Consider the following 23,079-nt stretch of genomic DNA (forward strand, 5'->3'; position numbering starts at 1 on the left):
GACTTCACGGCCGGTCCGGCCCGTGCTTCGCACCGCTTAACTCTAACGCTCCGCCGCGGGCGCCCGGTTCCGCCGTGCCTGCGGCCGGCACCGGAAAGGCCCCTGGAACGGGCAAATGCCCCCGGATATCCGGGGGCATTTGTCCGTTTTGGCAGCGTCTGCTGCAGCGAATCTACGCCGAGATCTGGCGCAGGACGTACTGCAGGATGCCGCCGTTGCGGTAGTAGTCCGCTTCGCCTGGCGTATCGATGCGCAGCACGGCGTCAAAGCTGACCGGCTCGCCGCCGTCGGCCGGGGTCGCGGTGACCTTCAGCGTCTTGGGCGTGGTGCCGTTGTTCAGCTCGGTGACGCCTTCGACGGCGAACGTCTCGGTGCCGGTCAGGCCCAGGCTGGCCGCGTTCTGGCCCGCCGGGAACTGCAGCGGGAGAACGCCCATGCCGATCAGGTTGGAGCGGTGGATGCGCTCGTAGCTCTCCGCGATGACGGCCTTCACGCCCAGCAGTGCCGTGCCCTTCGCCGCCCAGTCGCGGGACGATCCGGAGCCGTACTCCTTGCCGGCCAGGACGACCAGCGGGGTGCCGGCAGCCTGGTAGTTCATTGCCGCGTCGTAGACAGCCGCCTGCGGGCCGCCGTCCTGCGTGAAGTCGCGGGTGAAACCGCCCTCGACGCCGTCAAGCAGCTGGTTCTTGATGCGGATGTTCGCGAAGGTGCCGCGGATCATCACTTCGTGGTTGCCGCGGCGCGAGCCGTAGGAGTTGAAGTCCTTGCGCTCCACGCCGTTCTCCAGCAGGTACTTGCCCGCGGGGGTGTCGGACTTGAAGGAGCCGGCCGGGGAGATGTGGTCGGTGGTGACCGAGTCGCCCAGCTTCAGCAGCACGCGGGCTCCGGAAATGTCCTGAACCGGGTCCGGCTGCGCCTTCATGCCCTCGAAGTACGGTGGCTTCCGCACGTAGGTGGAGTCCTCTGCCCAGACGAACGTGTCGCCTTCGGGCGTCGGAAGCGACTTCCAGCGCTCGTCGCCCTCGAAGACACTGGCGTAGGAACCGGTGAACATCTCCTTGTCGATCGAGGCGTCCATCACGGACTGCACCTCGGTCGGGTTGGGCCAGATGTCCTTGAGGAACACGGCGTTGCCCTCGGAGTCCTGGCCGAGCGCGTCGTTGTCGAAGTCGAAGTCCATGCTTCCGGCCAGGGCGTAGGCGATGACCAGCGGCGGGGACGCCAGGTAGTTCATCTTCACGTCCGGGTTGATGCGGCCTTCGAAGTTGCGGTTGCCCGAGAGCACCGCTGAGACGGAGAGGTCGTTGGCCTGGATCGCGGAGGAGATCTCTTCTTCGAGCGGGCCGGAGTTACCGATGCAGGTGGTGCAGCCGTAGCCGACCGTGTAAAAGCCGAGCTTCTCCAGGTACGGCTCCAGGCCGGACTTGGCGTAGTAGTCGGTGACGACCTTCGAGCCCGGGGCGACCGAGGTCTTCACCCACGGCTTGGAGGTCAGGCCCTTTTCGACGGCGTTGCGGGCCAGCACGGCGGCGGCCAGCATCACGGACGGGTTGGAGGTGTTGGTGCAGGAGGTGATCGAGGCGATGGTCACCGCGCCGTGGTCGAGTTCGAACTTGCGTCCGTCGGCCATGGCCACCTCGACCTTGCGCGAGGGCCGGCCGTTGGAGGCGGGGCCGTGTGCGTGCGGCGCCTCTTCGGTCAGGTGGCTCGCGGAGGAGGTGTAGGACGGGGCGTCCGAGGCCGGGAAGCTCTCGTCGATGGCCTCGTCAAGGCTGCCGTCGGCCAGGTCGACCTTGACGTAGTTGCGCAGGTCCTGGCGGAACTGGGCCTTGGACTCGGAGAGGATGATGCGGTCCTGCGGGCGCTTCGGGCCGGCAATCGACGGCACAACCGTGGACAGGTCCAGCTCGACGTACTCGGAGAACTTGATCTCCTTGGACGGGTCGTGCCAGAGGCCCTGTTCCTTGGCGTAGGCCTCGACGAGGGCGACGCTGTCGTCGGAGCGGCCGGTCAGGCGCAGGTAGTCGATGGTGACCTGGTCGATCGGGAACATTGCGGCGGTGGAACCGAATTCGGGGCTCATGTTGCCGATGGTGGCGCGGTTGGCCAGCGGCACAGCGGCCACGCCCTCGCCGTAGAACTCGACGAACTTGCCGACGACGCCGTGCTGGCGCAGCATTTCGGTGATGGTGAGGACCACGTCGGTCGCGGTGGCGCCGGCCGGGATCGAGCCGGTCAGCTTGAAGCCGACGACGCGCGGGATCAGCATGGAGACGGGCTGGCCGAGCATGGCAGCCTCGGCCTCGATGCCGCCGACGCCCCAGCCGAGCACGCCGAGGCCGTTGACCATGGTGGTGTGCGAGTCGGTGCCGACGCAGGTGTCCGGGTAGGCGCGCAGCGTGCCGTCGACTTCACGCGTCATGACGGTGCGGGCGAGGTATTCGATGTTCACCTGGTGGACGATGCCGGTGCCCGGGGGGACGACCTTGAAGTCGTCGAACGCGGTCTGGCCCCAGCGCAGGAACTGGTAGCGCTCCCCGTTGCGCTGGTATTCGATCTCGATGTTGCGCTCGATTGCACCGGCGTTGCCGAAGGCGTCGATCTGGACCGAGTGGTCGATGACGAGTTCGGCGGGGGCGAGCGGGTTCACCCGCTTCGGGTCGCCGCCAAGTTCCTTCACTGCTTCGCGCATGGTCGCCAGGTCAACGACACAGGGAACACCCGTGAAGTCCTGCATGATCACGCGGGCCGGGGTGAACTGGATCTCGGTGTCCGGCTCGGCCTCCGGGTTCCACTGCGCCAGCGCGCGGATGTGGTCGGCCGTGGTGTTGGCGCCGTCCTCGGTCCGGAGCAGGTTCTCCATCAGTACCTTGAGGCTGAACGGAAGGCTATCGGCGCCTTCAACGGAGTTCAGCCGGAAAATTTCATAGTCGGTCCCGGCTACATTCAGTACGCCTTTGGAACCGAAGCTGTCCACAGTGCTCATCGCAGGACTCCTCTCGCAACACTTTCATCTTTGTTCCGCCACAGGCCGCATGCTAGTTAGGCTGTCCTAACTCAAAAAGGCCGCCGGAACCACGCCGGCCCGCTTCATTCGCGTTCCGACACTGCCCCGCGCTTCTTCAGGCTCCGGTAGAGCACCTCAACTGCCGCGCAACCAAGGACTATCACCCCCATCGTAACGGCAAGAAGCGCGCCGGTCGGCGGGTGCAGGGCAAAGAAATCCTGCCCGTACGGAAGGAACAGCACGAGCGCCAGCATGGAGGCCATCGCGCCCACGAGCAGCGCGCGCAGCCGGTCGAAGGGCCGTGAGAGCGCCCCGAGAACCCAGAGCGCGACCAGCAGCACGGTGATCGTGGTGGCCGTCTGCCCGGCGGCGACCTGGTCCGCGCCGGGCTGGGAGGGGTCCGGCGCCAGCCGGGAGAAGGTGTAGACGGCCAGCAGGCAGGCACTGACAATCAGGCCGGCCGGCACCGAGAACAGCAGTGAGCGCCGCAGGAACCCCGGCTGGTAACGCCGCTTGTTCGGCATCAGCGCCAGGAAGAACGCCGGCACGCCGATGGTGAGCGAGCTGACGAGCGAGAGCTGGCGTGGCAGGAACGGGTAGGGCCAGAAGAGGACTCCGATCACCAGGGAAGTGATCACGGCGTAACTGGTCTTGGTCAGGAAGAGATTGGAGACCCGTTCGACGTTGGCGATCACCCGGCGGCCCTCGGCGACGACGCCGGGCATCCGGGAGAACTGGCCGTCCAGCAGCACCAGTCGGGACACGGCCTTGGTCGCCGGGGCGCCGGAGCCCATGGCGATGCCGATGTCGGCGTTCTTCAGGGCCAAAGCATCGTTCACCCCGTCGCCGGTCATGGCGACCACGTGTCCGCGCGCCTGCAGCGCCTGCACGATCGATTTCTTCTGCTCCGGGGTGACCCGGCCGAAGACGTGCTCGCGCTCGAGCACCTCCCCCAGTCCGTCCAGGTCCTCGGGCAGCCGGCGGGCGTCGAACCCGTCGGCGTCGAACCCGACCTCCCGCGCAACCGCAGCCACCGTCCGCGGGTTGTCCCCCGAGAGGATGCGCAGCTGCACGCCCTGGCTGCGGAAGTACTCCAGGGTCCGGGCGGCGTCGGCACGCACCTTCTCGGTGAAGGTGAGCACCGCGACAGGCAGCAGCGCGGCGGGCAGCTGTTCGGCCCGGGCCGTTTCAGCATCCAGCGGCACGCGGGAGTGCGCGAGCACCAGCGCCCGCAAACCCGAAGCAGCCAGCTCTTCGGCGAGCGCGAGGGCCTCCTCGTGCGTGCCGCCGGGCCCGCCGCCGGCCCGCAGGACCATCTCGGGAGCGCCGAGCACCCAGGTGCCGGGGGCTGCGCCGCCGTCGAACACAACGGCACTCCACTTGCGGGCGGAGCTGAACTGCACGGCTGCCGAGGCGGCGTCCGGCGGGAGTTCGTCAAAAGCCTCCTGCAGGCAGCGGGCGGTCGCATTGGCGTTCGGGTCCGCACCCATCCAGGCCAGCGACCGCTGCCAGCCCTTGGGCAGTGCGGAATGGTCCGGCAGCAAGCGGGCCTGCTGGTAGACGATCTCGCCCTCGGTGAGGGTGCCGGTCTTGTCCAGGCAGACGATGTCCACCCGGGCCAGCCCCTCCACCGCGGGGAGCTCTTGGACGAGGACCTTGCGCCGGGCCAGGGTGACTGCCGCCAGTCCGAAGGAGATGCTGGTCAGCAGGACGAGACCCTCCGGAATCATGGCCACGATGCTGGCGACGGCGGAGACCACCGCCTCCTTCCAGGCGCCGGATGCCAGCGCGGAGGACCAGCCGCCGCGCGCCTGCAGCTGGCTGTTGACCACGAGCAGGATGATCGGCACGAGCGCCCAGGTGATCCAGAGGATGATCCGGTTGATGGCGTTGCGGATCTCGGAGTTCACCAGCGAGAAGCGCTTGGCTTCGGCCGTGAGCCGGCTCGCGAAGGACTCGATCCCCACCCTGTTCACGCGGGCGGTCCCGCTGCCGGCCACCACGGAGGATCCGGAGAGCACAGGGTCACCCGCCTGCTTGTCGACCGGGTCCGATTCGCCGGTGAGCAGGGCCTCGTCCACCTCCAGCCCTGCGACGGCGAGGATCCGGGCGTCGGCTGGCACCTGGTCCCCGGTGCGCAGCACCAGCAGGTCATCATGCACCACGGCCGCGACGTCGATCTCCTGCACCTGCCCTTCGCGCAGCACCCGGGCGCGCGGCGCGTTCAGCACCGCCAGCCGGTCCAGCGTGCGCTTGGCCCGGTATTCCTGCACGACGCCGATCGCGGTGTTGGCCGCGACGATGAAGCCGAACAGGGCATCGCGCGGATCACCCACCAGCAGCACCACCACCAGGCAGGCGCCCAGGACGCCGTTGAACAGGGTGAACAGGTTGGCGCGCAGGATCTGGCCCAGGCTGCGGCTGGTGTCGTGGCGGACCTCGTTCGTCAGGCCGCTGCGGGTGCGTTCGGCGACCTGGGCGGCGCTGAGGCCCGCGGCCGCGAGCTCCTCATCCGGCAGCGCCGGCAACGCCCGGCGCGCAGCAGCGAGTTCCCGGCTGCGCTGTTCCGCGCGGACACGGGCCCGTTCCAGCGCCCGCGGCGGCGAGCCAGGCTTCGCTGCAGGCCTGCCTTCGGTCGTCGCGGCGGGCGCGGCGGAGGGCTGGTCGTCCACGGCTCAGCCGGCCGGTGTCAGCAGCGCCACGGTTTCGACATGGTGCGTGTGCGGGTACAGGTCGAACCCCCGCAGGCCGGCAAGCTTCCACCCGCCCGCCTGGAAGTAGCCGACGTCGCGGGCGAAGGACGCAGGGTCGCACGACACGTAGGCGATGGCGCGCGGCGCTGATTCAATCAGCTGCCGCACCACGGCCTTGCCGGCGCCGGCGCGGGGCGGGTCCAGGACCACGGCGTCGAAGCGGCTGGACCGCCCGTGCAGGACCCGTTCCACCCGGCCCTGGACAATCTCGACCTGCCGGCTGGTGTGGAAGTTCTTGCGCGCGTCGCGGCTGGTGCCCGGCGAGCCTTCCACCGACAGGACCGACCCGGAGGGCCCGACAGCGTCGGAGAGCGGGCCGGTGAAAAGGCCTGCCCCGGCGTAGAGGTCCGCGACCCGGGCGCCTTCGTGCAGGTGGCCGGAGAGGTACTCCAGCACGGCGCCGGTGAGCACCGCCGGCGCGTTGCGGTGGATCTGCCAGAAGCCCTCGCCGCTCACCCGGTACTCCCGGCCGGCGGCGGTCTCCGACACCCAGGCGCGGCCCCGCAGCCGTTCCACCGCTCCCGTGGCGGGGTTCCGGCGGGCCACCGAGGCTGCCTCGTCGATACCGGCTGCAATCTTCGCGAGCCGGCGCTCCGGGACCTGCCCGGCGGCGAGCAGCACCAGCGGCCGGCTGCCGTTCGCCGGAGCTGCGACGTCGACCCGTTCGACGCCGGAGAGGTCCGCTTCCCAGAGCCGCAGCTCGTTCACGGCGGCGACGGCGAGAGGCATCTGCCGGACCGGCAGCACCTGGTCCGAGCGGTGCGGGTGCATCCCGAGGCGGCCGTCCGCGGTCACGCCGAACGCGACACGGGTGCGCCAGCCAAGGCCCGGTGTGCCCGCGTCGGCCCCGATGTCCTCGGTGTCTTCCGCGTCCTCGACGAGGATCTCGCGGTCCACGCCCGCGAGCCGGTGCAGCTGCTCGGCGATGACTTCCGCCTTCAGCGGGCGCTGTGCGGCCAGGCTGATGTGCCCGAATTCGGCTCCGCCAACCGGCAGGCTGCCGCGCGCGTAGGCCGCCGCGGCGTCGGCCTCGGGCCAGAAATGCGCGGTGCGGTCGGGCGAGGCCTCAAGGACCTCGACGGCGTCCGCGCGCCAAAACTTGTCCGTCGCGCCCGCCTGCGTCAGCCGGCCCCTGACCAGTTCCCCGGGCAGCGTGTGGCGCACGAACACCACGCGGCCCTCGTGCCGGGCGACGCAGTGGCCGCCGTGGGCGACGGGCCCGATCCGGAGGGTGAGCAGGCCGTCGTCGTCCGCAGCCGCCGTCACTGCAGTTCCTGCAGTTTCTTGGCTTCCTCGGACGACTTAAGCTGCCAGGGCACGCTGGCGACCATGACGCCCGGTTCGAAGTGCAGGCGCGCCTTGATCCGCAGTGCCGTCTGGTTGTGCACCAGCTGCTCCCACCACTTGCCGACCACATATTCGGGGATGTAGACGACGATTAGGTCCCGCGGGGAGTCCCGGCGCATGTGCTTGATGTAGTCCAGGATCGGCGTCAGCGTCTCGCGGTAGGGGCTGGCGAGCACCGTCAGCGGCACCGGGATTTCCAGCTTCTCCCAGTCCTCGACGGTCCGCTCGGTCTCCTCCGGGTCGATGTCCACCGTGATCGCGTCCAGCCGGGAGGGCCTGGAGGCCCGCGCGTAGGCGAGGGCGCGCAGCACCGGCTTGCGCACGTGGGACACCAGCAGGACGGCGTGCACGCGGGCCGGCAGGGCCCGCGGCGAGGCATCCTCGTCGACCGAGAGTTCCTTGGCGACGTTGTCGTAGTGCGCCCGGATGCTCCACATGATCAGGAACAGGATGAACATCGCCAGCAGCGCGATCCAGGCCCCGTGCTGGAACTTCGTGATCAGCACGATCATGAGCACCAGGCCCGTCATGCAGAAACCGATCGTGTTGATGGTGCGCGAGCGCAGGATCCGGGTGCGCACCGCGCGGTCCTTGACCAGTTTCAGCTCCCGGCCCCAGTGCCGGATCATGCCCAGCTGGCTGGCCGTGAAGGAAACGAACACCCCGACGATGTAGAGCTGGATGAGCTTCGTCACATCGGCGTCGAACGCCACGATGAGGATCAGTGCGCCGGCGGCGAGGGCAATCACGCCGTTGCTGTACGCCAGCCGGTCTCCGCGCGTGCGCAGCTGGCGCGGCAGGTAGCCGTCCTGGGCCAGGATCGAGGCGAGCACCGGGAAGCCGTTGAAGGCGGTGTTGCTGGCGAAGACCAGGATGACGCCGGTGGCCGCGACCACGACGAAGAACAGGATCGAACCGCTGCCGAAGATGGTCGAGGCGAGCTGGCTGATGGTGGGGTTCTGCACGTACCCCGCCGGCAGGGGCTTGCCGTTGAGCAGGAACTCGGTGGCCGGGTCCTGGACGATGTGCACGTGCGTTGCGCTGGCCAGGAACAGGATGCCGGCCAGCATCGCAGCAGCGACGCCGCCGAGCAGGAGCAGCGTCGTCGCCGCGTTCTTGCTCTTGGGCTTCTTGAAGTTCGGCACGCCGTTGCTGATCGCCTCGACACCGGTCAGCGCCGCTGCACCGGAGGAGAACGCGCGCAGCAGCAGGAAGCCACCGGCAAGGCCGACAAGCCCGTTCTCATAGCCGGAGTCGGGGATGATTTCGAAAGCGGCCGACGGCGCCCGCCCGAGCGTTCCGGTGAGGGCCTGGAAGATGCCCACCAGCGTCATGCCCAGGATGGAGGCCATGAAGATGTAGGTGGGGACGGCGAAGACGCTGCCCGCCTCCTTGATGCCGCGCAGGTTCACCAGGGCCAGGACCACCACGCCGACGACGGCGATCAGCGCCTGGCTGCCGTGCAGTCCGGGCACAGCGGTGGCCAGGTAGTTGGCCGCCGAGGACATGGAGACCGCGACGGTGAGCACGTAGTCCACCAGCAGCGCCGAGGCCACGGTGAGCCCGGCGTACTTGCCCAGGTTCACGTTGGCGATCTCGTAGTCGCCGCCGCCGGAGGGGTAGGCGTGCACGTTCTGGCGGTAGCTGGCCACCACCGTGAGCAGCACGAGCATGACGGCGATTCCGACCAGCGGGGAGATTGTCACCGCCGAGACGCCGGCCAACGCCAGGGTGAGCAGGATTTCGTCCGGTGCGTAGGCGACCGACGAGAGCGCGTCGGAGGCGAAGATCGGAAGCGCAATCCGCTTGGGTAGCAAGGTGTGGGCCAGCCGGTCGTTGCGGTAGGGCCGCCCCACCAAGACCCGCTTGATGGCGTTGAGAATTGTCAGCACGGATAAACGCTAGCCCGAAAAGCCCGGCAATGTCATGGCGGCTCCATCGCGGGCCTCCGTGCGGGTAGATTGTCTGTTGCTGAATCAAACAACGGGCAAAGATAAGGACGGGCCGGTGGCACACTTTGTGATCATGGGTTGTGGCCGCGTGGGAGTGACCCTGGCGCACACGCTGGAGGACTCCGGGCACTCGGTGGCAATCATCGATCAGGACGACCGCGCGTTCCGCCGGCTGCGCAGCGGCTTCACCGGGCGCAAGGTCACCGGCGTCGGCTTCGACCGCGAGACGCTCAAGCGGGCCGAGATCGAGAAGGCGTACGCCTTCGCGGCCGTCTCCAGCGGCGACAACTCGAACATCCTGGCCACGCGGGTCGCCCGCGAAACCTTCCACGTCCAGCATGTGGTGGCCCGTATCTACGACCCCGGCCGGGCCGAAATCTACCAGCGCCTCGGCATTCCCACGGTGGCGGCGGTCCGCTGGAGCGCGGACCAGGTGCTGCGCCGGATCCTTCCGGAACAGAGCATCAGCAGCGACTACCGCGAGGCGTCCGGCCGGCTGATCCTCGCCGAGGTGCCGCTGGATGACGCCTGGATCGGGCACAACATCGCCGCGATCGAGAAGGCCACCGGTGCCCGGGTCGCCTACCTCACGCGGTTCGGCGAGGGCATGCTCCCTGCCGCCGACACCAGCTACCAGCAGGGCGACACGGTCCACATGATGCTGCCGGTGGCCGGCAGCACCGATGTGAACAGCGTCCTGGCCAAACCCCCAGCGAAGGAGTCCGAGTGAAGGTCGTCATCGTCGGAGCGGGCAGCGTCGGCTCCTCCATTGCCCGCGAACTGCTCTCGCACGGGCACCAGATCCTGATGATCGATCCCAAGCCGGAGGTCATCGGCCGCAGCGGCCTGCGCGGTGCGCGCTGGCTGATCGGCGATGCCTGCGAGATCTCCACCCTGAAGGAAGCCAAGATCGACGAGGCCGACGTCGTCGTCTCCGCCTCCGGGGATGACAAGGTCAACCTGGTGGTGTCCTTGCTGGCCAAGACCGAGTTCGGGGTGGGCCGCACCGTCGGCCGCGTGAACAACCCCAAGAACGACTGGATGTTTGACGACTCCTGGGGCGTTGACGTCGCAGTGAACACGCCGCAGCTGATGACCGCGCTCGTGGAGGAAGCGGTGGAAATCGGCGACCTGGTGCGCCTGCTGACCCTTCAGACAGGGGTCTCCTCGCTGGTGGAGTTCACCGTCCCGTCCGATTCGGCGATGATTGGCCGGACCGTGGGCGCGGTGGACTGGCCGCAGGATTCCACCCTGGTCGCCATCCTCCGGGACGAAGCGCCCATCACGCCGAGCCGGGACGACGTGCTCGAAGGCGGCGACGAGCTGTTCTTCGTCACCACGATCGCAGCCGAAGACGAACTGCGCGCACTGCTCGCCCCTGCGGCGACGGAGGAGTCCTAGACGGTCAGGAAGACCGGGAGTCGGGCGGCGCGGCCGGGCGGGTGATCACCCAGGCGATCCACAGCCCGGCCGCGTACAGCGGCAGGCCCATCAGCAGGCGGGTGGCCCCCAGCGCCACGAGTGCCTGGCCGCCGAGCAGGTACAGGGGCACCTGCACGATCAGCCGCAGCGCCAGGACACCGACCATCACCCAGGTGCCCAGGCTGTACGCCTTGAGCCGGGCCGCGTCGTGGCGCCAGTGCATACCCTCGTTGCGCACCAGGCCGAAGATCAGCCCCACCAGCGGCCAGCGCACGGCAACGGAGATGACCATCACGGCGATGTAGGCGGCGTTCGTGAAGAACCCGGGCAGGTAGTAGTCCTCGGCCTTGCCCGTGAAGGAACTGAACAGCGCGGAGATGCCCACGCCGAGGAACCCGCCCAGCGCCTGCGTGAGCGGGGTGCGCTGGACCAGCCGGGCCACGGTGAACAGGGCGGCCGAGGCAAGCGCCGAGACCAGCGCCACGGTCAGGTTCTGGCCGCTGGCGGTGAACACCACCAGGTAGACCAGGCCGGGCACCAGGCTCTCGGCGAGGCCGCGCACTCCCCCGGCGGACTTGAGCACGTCGATCTGGCCGTCGGCCCTGCGCTCGACGCCGGAACGGGCGGCGATGTCGCCGGCCAGCCCGGGCAGCGTCGGCCGCGCCTTGGTGTTGTCGCTGTTGTCCTCGGGCAGGCTCATTCAGTGCTCCTGTCGGGCGATGATCTCGTAGCGCGGGTTGAAGATGGTCGCGATGCCGTCCCGCTCGGCAACCATGCCCTCGAAGCGCAGCTGCGTGCCGGCGGCGATCCCGGGCACCCTCCGGCGGCCGAGCCAGATCAGGCGCACCCGGTCCCGGCCCGTGGCCCCGGCGGGCGCCGGGCCGGCCGTCGGATCGTACTTGTCGACGTCCGTGACAATGGCCGAGAACGCCGGCGCCTCCTGGACGGGAACGATGGTCACCGACTCGATGAAGCCCCTGCAGGTCACCCGGCCGCGGGAGGGCAGGTCGCGGATGGCTCCCGTTTCCGTGCCGGAGGTCAGCGGCCTGTCAGCCAAGGTGGGTGATCTCCGGTCCCCGCCGGAAGCTGTCGCCGGGGCGCCTCTCGGCCGGGCGGTCCGCCGCCACATGGCCGGCGGCATCCGAGACCGCGTCCCGCGGCAGGGTGAGCGGGAGCAGGTCCCGCGGCGGCATGGGGCTCTCGCCGCGGACGACGACGACGGCGCGGAAGAGGGTTTCCAGGTCCTCGGCGGCGTCCCGCTCCAGGGCGGCCGGGCCTCCGAGCACGCCGCGCAGGAACCAGCGCGGGCCGTCCACGCCCAGGAACCGGGCAATCCGGTACCCGCGGCTGCCGTCGGCTGCCTCCGCCGGAAGCTTGGCCACCACTTCGGGGCCGAAAGTGCCGTCGATTTCCTCGACTGTGCCGCCCTGGGACGCCACGGACTGCCCGATCTGCTGGCGGATTTCGTCCCACAACCCTTCGGAGCGCGGGGCGGCGAAAGCCTGCAGCTGAAGGCTCGACCCGTTCAGGTCCAGGGTGACGGCCACCACCCGCTGGGTGGCTTCCTCAACCTCAAGGCGCAGCTGCAGCCCCTCGTGCGGAGTCACCAGCAGCGAGCCGAGGTCGACGTAGCCGTCCTTGGAGTCGATCTCCTCGACGTCGAGGGGGCCGTGCACGGAGCGCTCGTAGGCCTCCCCGTCCGCCGCGGCCGCGGGCGCGGCAGCGTGGCCCGAAGTCTCGGCGGCCGGTTCAGCCGCAGCGTCGACGGCTGCGTCGTCCTGCCGGGCGTCCTTCTTTGCGCGTCCAAAAACCATCGTGGGCGTTCTCCTTAGTCCTAAAAACCGCCGGTGGATCCGAAACCGCCGGCTCCGCGCACCGAGTCAGGCAGGTCCGCCACCGGCACGAAGTTGGCGTGCTCGACACGCTGGATCACCATTTGGGCAATTCTATCGCCGCGTTTGAGGCTGATGTGCTTGGCCCGGTCGGTGTTGATGAGCGTCACCGCGAGCTCCCCGCGGTAGCCGGCGTCAACGGTGCCGGGGGCATTGACGATGCTCAGCCCGTGGCGGGTGGCCAGCCCGGAGCGGGGATGGATCAGCGCGACGTACCCGACCGGCAGCGCGATGGCCACACCTGTCGGCACCAGCGCCCGCTCGCCCGGGGCCAGCTCCACGTCGATGCGTGAGCGCAGGTCGGCGCCCGCGTCCCCGGGGTGGGCGTACGACGGCGGAGGCAGCTCGGCGTCCAGCATCTTCAGCTGCACCTCAAGCGGCTGGAACTTTTCGGCGCCGGTGGTTTGCTCAGTCACAGGAGAACACTTTAGCGTCCCTCGGCCAACGTGAAATGCCGCCGCAAAAATGACAAGCTGAAGCCATGTCTGAATCCCCCGCGCCGGTGCCGGCGCCCTCGACCTCCGTGATCTACTCCGAGCGGCTGTGGCCCTCGCCCTGGATCTGGCTGGTCGTCGTCGGCGTATCCGTCGCGGGAATCCTGATGTTCGCCCCCATCAGCATGGCCGCCGGCTACCTGGCCGCCGTCGTGATGTTCCTCGTCATGGCCACGTTGCTGATGCTGTCCACCCCGCGGATCGAGGTGACCGCGGACGCGGTCCGGGTCGGCCGGGCACGGATCGAGCGCCGGTACGTGGGCCGCGTCGAGGCCTTCCGCGGCGATGACGCGGTGCGGGAGCGCGGCACGGGCCTGAACGGCCTGGCATACCTGTGCATCCGGGGCTGGATCAGCCCCGTGGTGAAAATCGAGATCACCGACCCGGCGGACCGCACCCCCTACTGGCTGGCGTCGAGCAGGCGCCCGGAACAGCTGACCGCAGCCCTCACCCCGGCTGCCTGAGCCGGAAGGCGGAGTCAGCCGGAAGGCGGGGTCAGCCCTCGCAGTCCTTGCAGTACAGCAGCCCGTTCTTTTCCCGGGCGATCTGCGAGCGGTGCCGGACGAGGAAGCAGCTGGCGCAGGTGAATTCGTCCGCCTGCGCGGGCAGCACCCGCACCAGCAGTTCCTCGCCGGACAGGTCCGCGCCCGGCAGTTCGAAGCCGTCGGCGGCATCAGCCTCGTCTTCGTCCACTACCGCCGACTGCTTGTCGGTACGGTGCGTCTTCAACTCCTCGATGGAGTCTTCGCTGAGTTCGTCGTCCGCTTTGCGCGGTGCGTCGTAGTCTGTCGCCATCGTGTCAGTCACGCTCCTCTGGGACCGGGCCTCGGGTCGCCGTCCGGTGTACAACGTCAGCGGCTCCGTTTTTGTGCCCGTGACGCAGAGATTGTTCCGTATAACCGCCGCAAATACCACCTCCGGACGCCCGGAACTTGACGGGGCGGCCCGCCCGGGCAAAGATCGCACTGTTTTAGCGCCCATTGTTGCGCCACGCCTGCCCGCTTGGCGGAAAACGCCGGTGCGGGGTGGCAGAGTTTCGACAGTAGTCAGTGCAAAGGTGGAGGGTTTTTGATGCAGGATCTACGGCTGGTAGGTGTCCATGATGATGGCACACATCTGCTGCTCAGTGGAACCGGCGGCGAAATTTACCGCCTGAGGATTGACGAGGCGCTGCGCGTGGCCTCGACGAGGACGCCGAAGCGGGCGGCCGGCAACGAGCCTGCCTCCCCCGCCGTGAAGCTGTCCCCGCGCGACATCCAGGCCCGGATCCGCGCCGGGGCGACAGCCGAGGAGGTCGCTGAAGCGTCCGGGCTCGGCATCGAGCACATCCGCCGCTACGAAGGCCCGGTGCTCGCCGAGCGCGAATACATCGCCGAGCAGGCCCGCAAGGTCGAAGTAGCGGCACCGCTGTCCTCGCACGACGGCTACCGTTCCGCCTTCGGCGACAACCCTGCCACCCTCGCCGAGATGGTCGGCCACCGGCTGACCGCCCTGGGCATCGACTCCTCCACTGTCGAATGGGACGCCTGGCGCCGCCCGGACGGCACCTGGACCGTCGTGGCGAGCTTCCAGAACAACGCCGAGCACCCGGTCAGCATCGGCGAGGAGCCGCCCGCGAAATGGGTGTACAACCCGTCGCGGAAGAGCATCCAGAACTCGAACCGCTGGGCGCAGCAGCTAAGCGAACTGGAGGTCCTCGACGGACCGCTGCCGGCCCGGCGCCTCACCGCGGTAGCTGACCGGCCTTTCGATTTCGAGGCCGACGCCCCCGCTGACGGCGGCACGGACGACGCCGCCGGCGAGCCGGCCGGCCAGGGCCAGGACGGGTCCGACGAGCTGCTCGACATGCTGCGTTCCCGCCGCGGGCAGCGGCTCGGCCTCGACGAGGACGCCGATGATGCCCTGGCGATCATGCTCACGCACGGAATCCCGGCCGCGCACCCGCGCGCCGAAGGCATCGAAACCTTCGATGCGCCGTCGTCGCCCTTCCCGCTCAGCCTTGCCCCCGCCCCGGAAAACGAGGACACGGTCGCGTCGCTGCCCGAAGGCGTCAGCACCCACACCCGGGAAATCACGATCTCCGCCGCCCCGCGGACGCAGTCCAGGCCCCCGGAGGCGCAGCGACCGGCGGAACCGGCCAAGCCGAAGCCCGCCGCGGAGCCGTCGGACGACACGCAGGAGCGCCGCTCGATCCGGCCCAAGCGCTCAAGCGTCCCCAGCTGGGACGAAATCGTCTTCGGCACCAAGAGCGACTGACTCCGCCGCCAGGCCGCAGCCCGGCCTAGTGCCGGTGGCCGGGCACCGAGCAGGCGTCGAGCTCGAACGGCAGCACCTGTTCCTGGGCCGCCATCAAGCTGGCACTGTGCGCGGTGACCCGGCGCATGAAGTGCCGGCGGCAGAGCGTCTCGTAACCGACGACCGGTCCCAGGGTGCCGCTTCCGTCGGCGCCCTCCTCGTCCAGGCCCATGTCGACGTCGCCCGGCACCACCTGCGCCCCTTCGATGACCATGACGCCGTCGACCGTGCGGGCGTTGTGGGTGGCACGCCTGCCGCACCAGCACAGCGCCTCGACCTGGAGCACCTGGACCTTGTCCGCGAGCTCGATCAGCCGCTGGGAACCCGGAAAGAGCCTGGTCCTGAAGTCGGCGGTGATGCCGAAGGCGAAGACATCGACGTCCATCTCGTCCACGAGACGGGCCAGCTGTTCGATCTGCGCCCCGGAGTAGAACTGCGCTTCGTCGCAGATCAGGTAATCCAGCCGTTCGCCGCGGGTGCGCCGGCGCACCACCTCGTCCCAGAAGTCGGTGTCGGGCAGCACTTCGTGGGCCTCCGTCTTCAGGCCGAGCCGGCTGGAGATCATCGAATCCCCGGCCCGGTCGTTGCTGCTGAACCGGATGCCGCCGCGCCCGCGCGCCCGGTGGTTGTAGTCCATCTGCAGCGCCAGGGTGGACTTGCCGCAGTCCATGGTGCCGGCGAAAAACACGAGTTCAGCCACGACGGCCTTTCTTTCCGGTGGTACCGGCCACGGGGATGCGCAGCAGCGGCACTTCCCGCTCGGCCTTGGTGAGCGAACCGTGCTGGCCGACGACGCCGAGCGCGGCCGGGCGGACCCGGCGGGTGTCGAAGAAGGCAACGGGTTCGCGGGCGGCCACCAGGACGTCGCCGATGCGCGGCAGCACCTCGGGCCGAACGGGTCCGAAGAGCCCGGCCCCGACGGCCTCGTCGCGCGTGAGCACCCACGCGCGGGACCCGTGCCGGTCCTGCCACGCCTGCACCAGCGCCTGCCGGGCGGCGGGGCCGGCGTCGGGCTCGAAGTAAAGGTGCAGCATCCGGGGTTCACCCGCGGTGTGGCGCACGCCGGCCACCAGGGCCGGGTCGGCGGAGAAATCGATCCGGGCGCTTTCGGGCACGTCCACCATCCCGTGGTCGCCAGTGACCAGCAGCAGCGTGCCCGCCGGCAGCTGCGCTGAGAGGCGCTTGACCGCCGAGTCGAGCTCTTCGAGTTCGTGTTCCCAGCGCGGGGAGGCGGCCCCGAACCGGTGGCCGGCCTTGTCGAGCTCACCCCAGTAGAAGTACATGAGCATCCGCTCATGCCGTGCCATCAGCTCGGCGGCGGCCGTCGTGCGCGCGTGCGGGGACGTCGCCGGGGTGAACCCGCCGCCGCGCAGCGCCGCCACCGTCAGCGGCGAGCCCTCGAATTTCGGCAGGCTCACGGTGGCAACCGGCAGCTCGTCCTGCAGGCGTTCGAACACGGTGGGGAAAGGCTGCCAGAGCTCCGGTTCGACGCGCTGGTCCCAGTTGCCCAGCAGGTTCACCACCTTGTCCTGCGCGGGATCCAGCACGTCGTAGCCCACCATGCCGTGCTGACCCGGAGCCACGCCGGTGCCCAGGCTGGCCAGCGAAGCCGCCGTCGTGGACGGGAAGGCACTGGCCAGGGTGGACGGGAAGGGCTGCCCGGCGTCCAGGGCGGCCCGCAGGAAGGGTGCGTGTCCGCTGCGCTGGCGCAGCAGGCTGCGGCCCAGGCCGTCGACCATCACGACGCAGACGCGGGGCGCTTCCGGCAGGCCCAGGGCGTTGCCAAAGCCGGGCGCGCCGAGCGCGCCGGCGGCGCTGGTCATCACCTCGGCCAGCGTGGAGCGCCCGTACGCCGGTGCCGGCGGAAGCCCCGCCAGCCGGTCTGCCGCTGCCACCGCCTAGCGCTGGTGGTGGCCGCGCGCGAGCCGGCCCCCGAGAGTGGCCAGCCGCTGCCGGGCCTCGCCGTGCAGCGGCCGGTCCGCGGCGCTGAGCGAGCCGCTGGTGTTGGCCGCGCGGAGGGTCCGGGCGAAGGTCTTGGCATCCTGCACCGCCTGCAGGCCGTCCGCCTCGGCGCTGATCCGCAGCACGATGTCCTCCCGCGCGATGGTGCCGGTGTAGCCGTGGTCGGCGTCGCATTGGGGGTCCCCGCAGGAGGCCGGGCCCATGTCCAGCCGCTGCGCACCGGACCAGGCGATGGACAGCGTCAGTTCGCGGACCGGGTCCGACGCCTTGTAGTGCTGCGGCTGCGCGTACACGTAGCTGAGCACGACGGAGCCGATCTGGCTCACCGGAACGGACTCGGTGGAGACCTGGGCCACCATCTGCTCGCCCGCGTCGTCGAGCTGCTGGTCGTCGATGTGCGTGACGACCAGCATGTCGTCGGTGAGGACCAGCACCGTCACATGGCGGCGGACCTCGGCGCGGTCGAAATGGGTCTCCAGGTGCACCAGGTGGGCGCGGTCCTCGCGGCCGTCCAGCGCATCCTCGACGACGTCGGCCACCAGGGTCGGGTAGAAACCGGCGCGCTCCAGGGCCGCGCCCAGACGGTCCCCCGGGCTCCTGGTCCCGGCGGGCCGGTCGTTGCGGGCGGACGGAGGCAAAGAAGTCATTGCGCCATTTTCTCAGATCCCGGCCCGGCATGGCGAACCAGGCCAGGGCGGGCCTCAGCCGAGCATCGCCCGGCGTGCGCTGTCCGTGCGCCGCGCCGGGTTGCCGATCTTGAGGTCCGCGGCGAGGATCGTCACCGCGGAGGTGCCGACGACGACCGGGTTGAGTTCGATGTACGCCAGTTCAGGGTGCTCGTCCTTGAGCAGCGCGAGCCGGGCGACCAGGTCCTCCAGGCCGGCGACGTCGGCCGGCGGCAGGCCCTGGTAGCCGAAGAGCTTGCGGGAGGCCCGCGGACTGCGCACGAACTCGGCCACGTCGGTGCTGGTCAGCGGCGGGACCCGGTGCGCCCAGTCGTCGAGCAGGTTCACGGCGTCCCCGGCCAGCCCGAAGGACACCACCGGGCCCAGCAGCGGGTCCTCGATCGCCCGCAGCGTGCAGGCCTGGCCGACCGGCGCCATCGACTGCACCTCCATTCCGAAGGAGCCGTAAGGCGACAGCAGCTCGGCCATCTGCACGATGTTGCGGCGCAGCGATTCGGCGTCGCGGATGTTCAGGCGCACCCCGCCCAGGTCGAGCCGGTGCCGGAGCACCGGGTCCACGGTCTTCAGGGCCACCGGCCAGCCGAGCCGGTCCGCGGCGCTGACCGCCTCGTCGGGAGTGCCGAACCGGGCCGACGGAAGCACCGTGATGCCGTACCGGCCCAGCAGGGACGCAGTCTCGGCGGCGTCGAGCGTGTGCAGCGACTCCCCCGGCACCGCGGCGAGCAGCTCCTCCACGCGGGCGGCGACCGCGTCGGCGTCCACCCCCTCCGGCAGGGCCGGCTGCCCGTGGTCGCGCGCCTTCCACTGGGCGTAGCCGACGACGGCGGCGAGGGCAGCAATGCCCGCGCCCGGGCTGGCGTAGCAGGGCACGCCGCGCTGGCGCGGTCCGGCGTCCTCGGGCCAGGGCGCGGCGGCGGGCGCCGGGGCCGCCGCGCTGAGCAGGCCCTCGACGTGGATCGCCGGGTCCAGGATGCCGATGAAGGCGGCGACGACCGGCTTGCCGGACAATTCCGCGCACTCCTGCAGGACCTCGGCAATCCGTTCCACGGTGAGGCCGCGGGCCGGCAGGTAGGTGATCATCGCGGCGTGCACGTCCTCCTGGTCCAGCACGCCGAGCAGCCGGCGCTTCAGGGACGGCAGCGCGACAGACATCCCGGCGTCGAGGTCGACGTCGGTGACGATCTGTGCGACCTCGAGCCCGTGGGCCGCGGCGCCGTCGGCCACGACCTTGCCGAGCGCGAGCGAGTTGCTGAACACTGCCAGCCGCGGGCCGGCCGGCAGCGGCTGGCTCACCACGATCTGCGCGATGTCCATGAGCTGTTCGTTGGTCTCCACCCGGATCACGCCCGCCTGGCGGAACATGGCGTCCAGCGCGCCGGCCGGCGCCTGGGTGGTGCGGACGGCGTGCCCGGGCGGCAGCTGCAGTCCCATGACGTCGGACTTGGCCACGATCACGGGCTTGCTGCGGGCGAGGCGGCGGGCGATCCGGGAGAACTTGCGCGGGTTGCCGATGGACTCGAAGTAGAGCCCGACGGCGGCCGTGGCCGGGTCGTCCTCCCAGTACTGCATCACGTCGTTGCCGGAGACGTCCGCCCGGTTGCCGGCCGAGAGGCAGGAGGAGACTCCGACCCGGCGCCGGGTGCAAGCGGCGAACAGGGCGGCGCCGAGGGCAGCGGATTGTGAGAACAGGCCGAGCACCCCGCGGGCGGGCAGCGAAGGCGCCAGCGAAGCGTTCAGCGATACCTCCGGGTCCGTGTTCACCACGCCCAGCGACGCCGGGCCGATCACGCGCATCCCGTTCGCCCGGGCGTGCCGGACCAGCTCCCGCTGGCGCGCCAGTCCTTCGGCTCCGGCCTCGGCGTAGCCGGCGCTGGCGATCAGCACCCCGCGCACCCCGGCCGCGGCGCACTCCCGCACCACCGTGTCCACTTCCTCGTAGGGCACCGCCACCACGGCGAGGTCCACCGGTCCGGGCACGTCGCCGATGCGCGCGTAGGAGAGCATCCCGGCCAGCTCGAGCGCCTCGGGGTTCACCGCGTGCACCGGTCCCTTGTAGCCGCCTTCGACGATGTGGTTCAGCAGGTCGTAGCCGATGCTCCCCCACTGCCGGCTCGCGCCGATCACCGCGACCGAGGACGGCGCGAGCAGCTCGGCGAGGCTGCGGGCCTCCGCCCGGTGCTCGCGGGCTTCCATCACCTGCCGGGACTTGTCGGTCAGGTCCAGCTTGAATTCCAGGCTGACCACGCCGTCGTCGAAATGCCGGTGCACCTCGTACCCGGCCTCCGAGAAGACAGTGAGCATCTTCCGGTTCTCCGGCAGCACCTCGGCCACGAACCGGCGGATCCCGTTCTCACGGGCCGCCGCGGCGAGGTGTTCGAGCAGGATCGAGCCGATGCCGCGGCCCTGGTGCTTGTCCGCGATGTTGAAGGCCACCTCGGCGTCGGCCGGGTCGGCGAGCCGGTCGTAACGGCCGACGCCGATGATCTCCCCGCCCAGGATCATCACCAGCGCCGCCCGGTCCCGGTGGTCCACCTCGGTGAAACGCCGCAGTTCCTTGCCGGAAAGCTTGGACTTGTAGGTGAAGAAGCGCATGTAGGTGGAGTTCTGCGACTGCGCCATGTGGAAGGCCTGCAAGGCGTCCGCATCGGCCGGCGTGATGGGGCGCAGGTGGGCCGTGGCGCCGTCCCGCAGGACGACGTCGGCCTCCCAATAGTCGGGATATGCCGCTGGTTGGGCCAGTTCCACCATAGGCTTAGCGTAGCGACAGGAATGACAAAAGTAAGGACCCCGTAGACGCATGGCCCGGAGGCAGAACACCCCGCCCGCAGAGGACTTCACCGAAAACATCGTCGACATCGACGTGACCTCCGAGATGGAGGGCTCGTTCCTGGAGTACGCGTATTCGGTGATCTACTCGCGCGCCCTGCCCGACGCCCGGGACGGGCTGAAGCCGGTGCAGCGCCGGATCCTGTACATGATGAGCGACATGGGCCTGCGCCCGGACCGCGGGCACGTGAAGAGCGCCCGCGTGGTCGGCGAGGTGATGGGCAAGCTGCACCCGCACGGCGATGCGGCGATCTACGACGCTATGGTCCGCATGGCGCAGGACTTCGCGCTGCGCCTGCCGCTGATCGACGGCCACGGGAACTTCGGCTCGCTCGACGACGGTCCCGCGGCCCCGCGGTACACGGAGGCGCGGCTGGCCGCCCCGGCGCTGAGCCTGACGGACCACCTCGACGAGGACGTCGTGGACTTCGTGCCCAACTATGACAACCAGCTCCAGCAGCCCGAGGTGCTGCCGGCGGCGTTCCCGAACCTGCTGGTCAACGGGGCGACCGGCATTGCCGTCGGCATGGCGACCAACATGGCCCCCCACAACCTGGTCGAGGTGATCGCGGCGGCGCGGCACCTGATCGCGAACCCGGACGCGGGGCTGGATGAGCTGATGAAGTTCGTGCCCGGCCCCGATCTGCCCACCGGCGGCCGCATTGTGGGCCTGTCCGGCATCCGGGACGCCTACGCCACCGGCCGGGGATCCTTCAAGACGCGCGCCAAGGTCGAAGTCGAGCAGCTCTCGGCACGGCGCACCGGCCTGGTCGTCACCGAGCTGCCGTACATGGTCGGCCCGGAGAAGGTGATCGAGAAGATCAAGGACGCTGTCACCTCCAAGAAGCTCCAGGGCATCAGCGACATCGTCGATCTGACCGACCGCAACCACGGCCTGCGCCTGGTGATCGAGCTCAAGAACGGTTTCAACCCCAAGGCTGTGCTGCAGCAGCTCTACAAGCACTCGCCAATGGAAGACTCCTTCGGCATCAACAACGTCACCCTGGTCGACGGACAGCCCCAGACGCTGGGCCTGGTCGACCTGCTGCGCGTCTACGTGGATCACCGCCTCTCCGTCGTTCGCCGGCGCACCGCCTTCCGGCTGGGCAGGAAGAAGGACCGCCTGCACCTGGTGGAAGGCCTGCTCATCGCGATCGTCGACATCGACGAGGTCATCCAGATCATCCGGTCCTCGGACGAAGCAGCAGCGGCCCGCGAGCGGCTGATGGCCATTTACGACCTGACCGAGATCCAGGCGAACTACATCCTCGAACTCCGGCTGCGCCAGCTCACCAAGTACTCGCGGATCGAGCTGGAGAAGGAGCAGGAGGAACTGCGCCGCGAGATCGCCGAGCTCGAAGCGATCCTGAACTCGGACCAGCGGCTGCGCGAACTGGTCTCCGCCGAGCTGGAGGAGATTTCCACGAAGTACGGCACGCCGCGCCGGACAGTGCTGCTCGAATCCGAAGCGGTCGCGCCCACGGTGGCCGCCCCGGCAGGCAAGGCGGCCAAGGCCGCTCCCCTGGCTCTGGAGATCCCGGACGATCCGTGCTGGGCGGTGCTGACCACGTCGGGCCAGATTGCGCGCACCGCGAACCGGGATCCGCTGGCCGAAGGCGGCCAGCGGATCAAGCACGACATCTTCCGGTCCGTCGTCGCGACGACCGCGCGCGGGGAGATCGGCGCGGTCACCTCGGCCGGGCGGATGCTGCGGATCCAGGTCCTGGACATGCCGGTGCTCCCGCCGTCCTCGGGCCTGCCCAACCTCGCCGGAGGCGTTCCCGCGAAGGAGTTCATCACGCTTGCCAAGGGTGAGTCGCTCGTCGGGTTCGCACCGCTGGATGCGGTGCTCGCCGTCGGCACCGCGCGCGGCGTGGTCAAGCGCGTGAGCCCCGACTATCCGCTCAACCGCGAGGACTGGGAGATCATCAGCCTCAAGGACAAGGACAGTGTGGCCGGGATTTCAGTGGCCGGCGACGACGCGGACCTCGTCTTCGTCACAGCGCAGGCCCAGTTGCTGCGCTTCCCGGCGTCGACCGTGAGGCCACAGGGCCGCACCGCGGGCGGGATGGCCGGAATCAAGCTTCCCGAGGACGACTCGGTGATCTTCTTCGGCGCGGTCGGCGCGCAGGACCCGGAGGCCGTGGTCGTCACGATCGCCGGGTCCTCGGAGGCGCTGCCGGGCACCGCTGCGGGGACCGCCAAGGTGACGCCGTTCGCCGAGTACCCGCAAAAGGGACGCGCGACCGGAGGGGTGCGCGCACACCGCTTCCTGCGGGGTGAGGACCTGCTGACCCTCGCCTGGGCCGGGCATGGACCCGCGAAGGCCGCCTCGGCAGCCGGCGTGGCCCGGGCGCTGCCCAACGAGCACGGCCGGCGCGACGGCTCCGGCATCCCGCTGAACCAGGCCGTGGACGCCGTCGGGCCCAGCCAGGGCTGAGGA

General features: G+C 69.8%; 18 protein-coding genes. 5 read left to right on the forward strand and 13 right to left on the reverse strand.

From position 1 onward, the window contains the following. Positions 1 to 172 precede the first annotated feature (172 nt). From KIH31_RS05665 to KIH31_RS05680, 4 genes are all read right to left on the reverse strand, one after another. On the reverse strand, positions 173 to 2,986 hold the full coding sequence (locus KIH31_RS05665) for an aconitate hydratase (protein WP_214426096.1): 2,814 nt from the start codon (positions 2,984 to 2,986) through the stop codon (positions 173 to 175). A 104-nt stretch (positions 2,987 to 3,090) separates the two neighbouring features. Next, positions 3,091 to 5,679 carry a cation-translocating P-type ATPase gene (locus KIH31_RS05670; protein ID WP_307857554.1) on the reverse strand — a complete coding sequence of 863 codons (2,589 nt, stop codon included), beginning with the start codon at positions 5,677 to 5,679 and terminating at the stop codon, positions 3,091 to 3,093. A gap of 3 nt (positions 5,680 to 5,682) precedes the next feature. Further along, positions 5,683 to 7,026, reverse strand: a complete 1,344-nt coding sequence (locus KIH31_RS05675; protein ID WP_214426097.1) for a class I SAM-dependent RNA methyltransferase — start codon at positions 7,024 to 7,026, stop codon at positions 5,683 to 5,685. Continuing rightward, positions 7,023 to 8,999 (reverse strand): APC family permease, encoded by a 1,977-nt coding sequence (locus tag KIH31_RS05680; protein WP_214426098.1) that lies wholly within the window; start codon positions 8,997 to 8,999, stop codon positions 7,023 to 7,025. Before KIH31_RS05680 ends, KIH31_RS05675 begins: the two co-directional genes overlap by 4 nt. A 115-nt stretch (positions 9,000 to 9,114) precedes the next feature. Between KIH31_RS05680 and KIH31_RS05685 the strand changes: the two genes are divergently transcribed. Continuing rightward, positions 9,115 to 9,789 (forward strand): TrkA family potassium uptake protein, encoded by a 675-nt coding sequence (locus KIH31_RS05685; protein ID WP_214426099.1) that lies wholly within the window; start codon positions 9,115 to 9,117, stop codon positions 9,787 to 9,789. Continuing rightward, positions 9,786 to 10,460, forward strand: a complete 675-nt coding sequence (locus KIH31_RS05690) for a TrkA family potassium uptake protein (protein ID WP_214426100.1) — start codon at positions 9,786 to 9,788, stop codon at positions 10,458 to 10,460. The genes KIH31_RS05685 and KIH31_RS05690 overlap by 4 nt, the downstream gene beginning before the upstream one ends. Before the next feature lie 4 nt (positions 10,461 to 10,464). On the opposite strand, the gene KIH31_RS05695 is transcribed toward KIH31_RS05690, so the two are convergent. From KIH31_RS05695 to dut, 4 genes are read right to left on the reverse strand one after another with little or no spacing between them, the layout of a single operon-like run. Beyond that, complete coding sequence (locus tag KIH31_RS05695) at positions 10,465 to 11,181, reverse strand: DUF3159 domain-containing protein (protein ID WP_214426101.1); 717 nt, start codon at positions 11,179 to 11,181, stop codon at positions 10,465 to 10,467. Then, positions 11,182 to 11,538 carry a hypothetical protein gene (locus KIH31_RS05700; RefSeq protein WP_250545495.1) on the reverse strand — a complete coding sequence of 119 codons (357 nt, stop codon included), beginning with the start codon at positions 11,536 to 11,538 and terminating at the stop codon, positions 11,182 to 11,184. It abuts the gene before it with no gap. Beyond that, entirely contained in the window at positions 11,531 to 12,295 is a 765-nt protein-coding gene (locus KIH31_RS05705; protein ID WP_214426102.1) for a DUF3710 domain-containing protein, read from the reverse strand. The genes KIH31_RS05700 and KIH31_RS05705 overlap by 8 nt, the downstream gene beginning before the upstream one ends. Positions 12,296 to 12,315: 20 nt before the next feature. Beyond that, positions 12,316 to 12,789 carry a dUTP diphosphatase gene (gene dut / locus KIH31_RS05710; RefSeq protein WP_307857555.1) on the reverse strand — a complete coding sequence of 158 codons (474 nt, stop codon included), beginning with the start codon at positions 12,787 to 12,789 and terminating at the stop codon, positions 12,316 to 12,318. A 65-nt stretch (positions 12,790 to 12,854) separates the two neighbouring features. Between dut and KIH31_RS05715 the strand changes: the two genes are divergently transcribed. Next, the gene (locus KIH31_RS05715) at positions 12,855 to 13,331 is read left to right on the forward strand and encodes a DUF3093 domain-containing protein (protein WP_214426103.1); all 477 of its coding nucleotides are present in this window, start codon (positions 12,855 to 12,857) and stop codon (positions 13,329 to 13,331) included. Between the two features lie 31 nt (positions 13,332 to 13,362). Here the strand turns inward: KIH31_RS05715 and KIH31_RS05720 are convergent, their stop codons facing one another. Continuing rightward, entirely contained in the window at positions 13,363 to 13,662 is a 300-nt protein-coding gene (locus tag KIH31_RS05720) for a DUF4193 domain-containing protein (protein WP_214426256.1), read from the reverse strand. A gap of 276 nt (positions 13,663 to 13,938) precedes the next feature. Here KIH31_RS05720 and sepH point away from each other — a divergent pair, with 276 nt between their 5' ends. Next, positions 13,939 to 15,123 (forward strand): septation protein SepH, encoded by a 1,185-nt coding sequence (gene sepH / locus KIH31_RS05725; RefSeq protein ID WP_214426104.1) that lies wholly within the window; start codon positions 13,939 to 13,941, stop codon positions 15,121 to 15,123. A 25-nt stretch (positions 15,124 to 15,148) separates the two neighbouring features. Here the strand turns inward: sepH and KIH31_RS05730 are convergent, their stop codons facing one another. The 4 genes from KIH31_RS05730 to KIH31_RS05745 all read right to left on the reverse strand — a co-directional run bounded on the left by KIH31_RS05730 (position 15,149) and on the right by KIH31_RS05745 (position 20,558). Then, on the reverse strand, positions 15,149 to 15,862 hold the full coding sequence (locus KIH31_RS05730) for a thymidine kinase (protein WP_214426105.1): 714 nt from the start codon (positions 15,860 to 15,862) through the stop codon (positions 15,149 to 15,151). Then, on the reverse strand, positions 15,855 to 16,985 hold the full coding sequence (locus KIH31_RS05735; protein WP_214426257.1) for an alkaline phosphatase family protein: 1,131 nt from the start codon (positions 16,983 to 16,985) through the stop codon (positions 15,855 to 15,857). Before KIH31_RS05735 ends, KIH31_RS05730 begins: the two co-directional genes overlap by 8 nt. Positions 16,986 to 17,060: 75 nt before the next feature. Next, a complete protein-coding gene (locus KIH31_RS05740) occupies positions 17,061 to 17,771 on the reverse strand; it encodes a DUF5998 family protein (RefSeq protein WP_250545496.1) in 711 nt (236 codons plus the stop codon). 54 nt (positions 17,772 to 17,825) lie between these two features. Then, on the reverse strand, positions 17,826 to 20,558 hold the full coding sequence (locus tag KIH31_RS05745; protein ID WP_214426106.1) for a bifunctional GNAT family N-acetyltransferase/acetate--CoA ligase family protein: 2,733 nt from the start codon (positions 20,556 to 20,558) through the stop codon (positions 17,826 to 17,828). 49 nt (positions 20,559 to 20,607) lie between these two features. Between KIH31_RS05745 and KIH31_RS05750 the strand changes: the two genes are divergently transcribed. Then, positions 20,608 to 23,076 carry a DNA topoisomerase (ATP-hydrolyzing) subunit A gene (locus KIH31_RS05750; protein WP_214426107.1) on the forward strand — a complete coding sequence of 823 codons (2,469 nt, stop codon included), beginning with the start codon at positions 20,608 to 20,610 and terminating at the stop codon, positions 23,074 to 23,076. Positions 23,077 to 23,079 lie beyond the last annotated feature (3 nt).

Origin of the sequence: Paenarthrobacter sp. DKR-5 (genome assembly GCF_018531425.1) — a bacterium.
Lineage (GTDB): Bacteria > Actinomycetota > Actinomycetes > Actinomycetales > Micrococcaceae > DKR-5.

Excerpts from the sequence above, each read along its gene's own strand:
- KIH31_RS05740 (WP_250545496.1), bottom strand. The coding sequence starts at position 17,771 with ATGACTTCTTTGCCTCCGTCCGCCCGCAACGACCGGCCCGCCGGGACC.
- KIH31_RS05665 (WP_214426096.1), bottom strand. The coding sequence starts at position 2,986 with ATGAGCACTGTGGACAGCTTCGGTTCCAAAGGCGTACTGAATGTAGCC.
- KIH31_RS05695 (WP_214426101.1), bottom strand. The coding sequence starts at position 11,181 with ATGAGCCTGCCCGAGGACAACAGCGACAACACCAAGGCGCGGCCGACG.
- sepH (WP_214426104.1), top strand. The coding sequence starts at position 13,939 with ATGCAGGATCTACGGCTGGTAGGTGTCCATGATGATGGCACACATCTG.
- KIH31_RS05705 (WP_214426102.1), bottom strand. The coding sequence starts at position 12,295 with ATGGTTTTTGGACGCGCAAAGAAGGACGCCCGGCAGGACGACGCAGCC.
- KIH31_RS05720 (WP_214426256.1), bottom strand. The coding sequence starts at position 13,662 with ATGGCGACAGACTACGACGCACCGCGCAAAGCGGACGACGAACTCAGC.
- KIH31_RS05750 (WP_214426107.1), top strand. The coding sequence starts at position 20,608 with ATGGCCCGGAGGCAGAACACCCCGCCCGCAGAGGACTTCACCGAAAAC.
- KIH31_RS05715 (WP_214426103.1), top strand. The coding sequence starts at position 12,855 with ATGTCTGAATCCCCCGCGCCGGTGCCGGCGCCCTCGACCTCCGTGATC.
- KIH31_RS05735 (WP_214426257.1), bottom strand. The coding sequence starts at position 16,985 with ATGACCAGCGCCGCCGGCGCGCTCGGCGCGCCCGGCTTTGGCAACGCC.
- KIH31_RS05745 (WP_214426106.1), bottom strand. The coding sequence starts at position 20,558 with ATGGTGGAACTGGCCCAACCAGCGGCATATCCCGACTATTGGGAGGCC.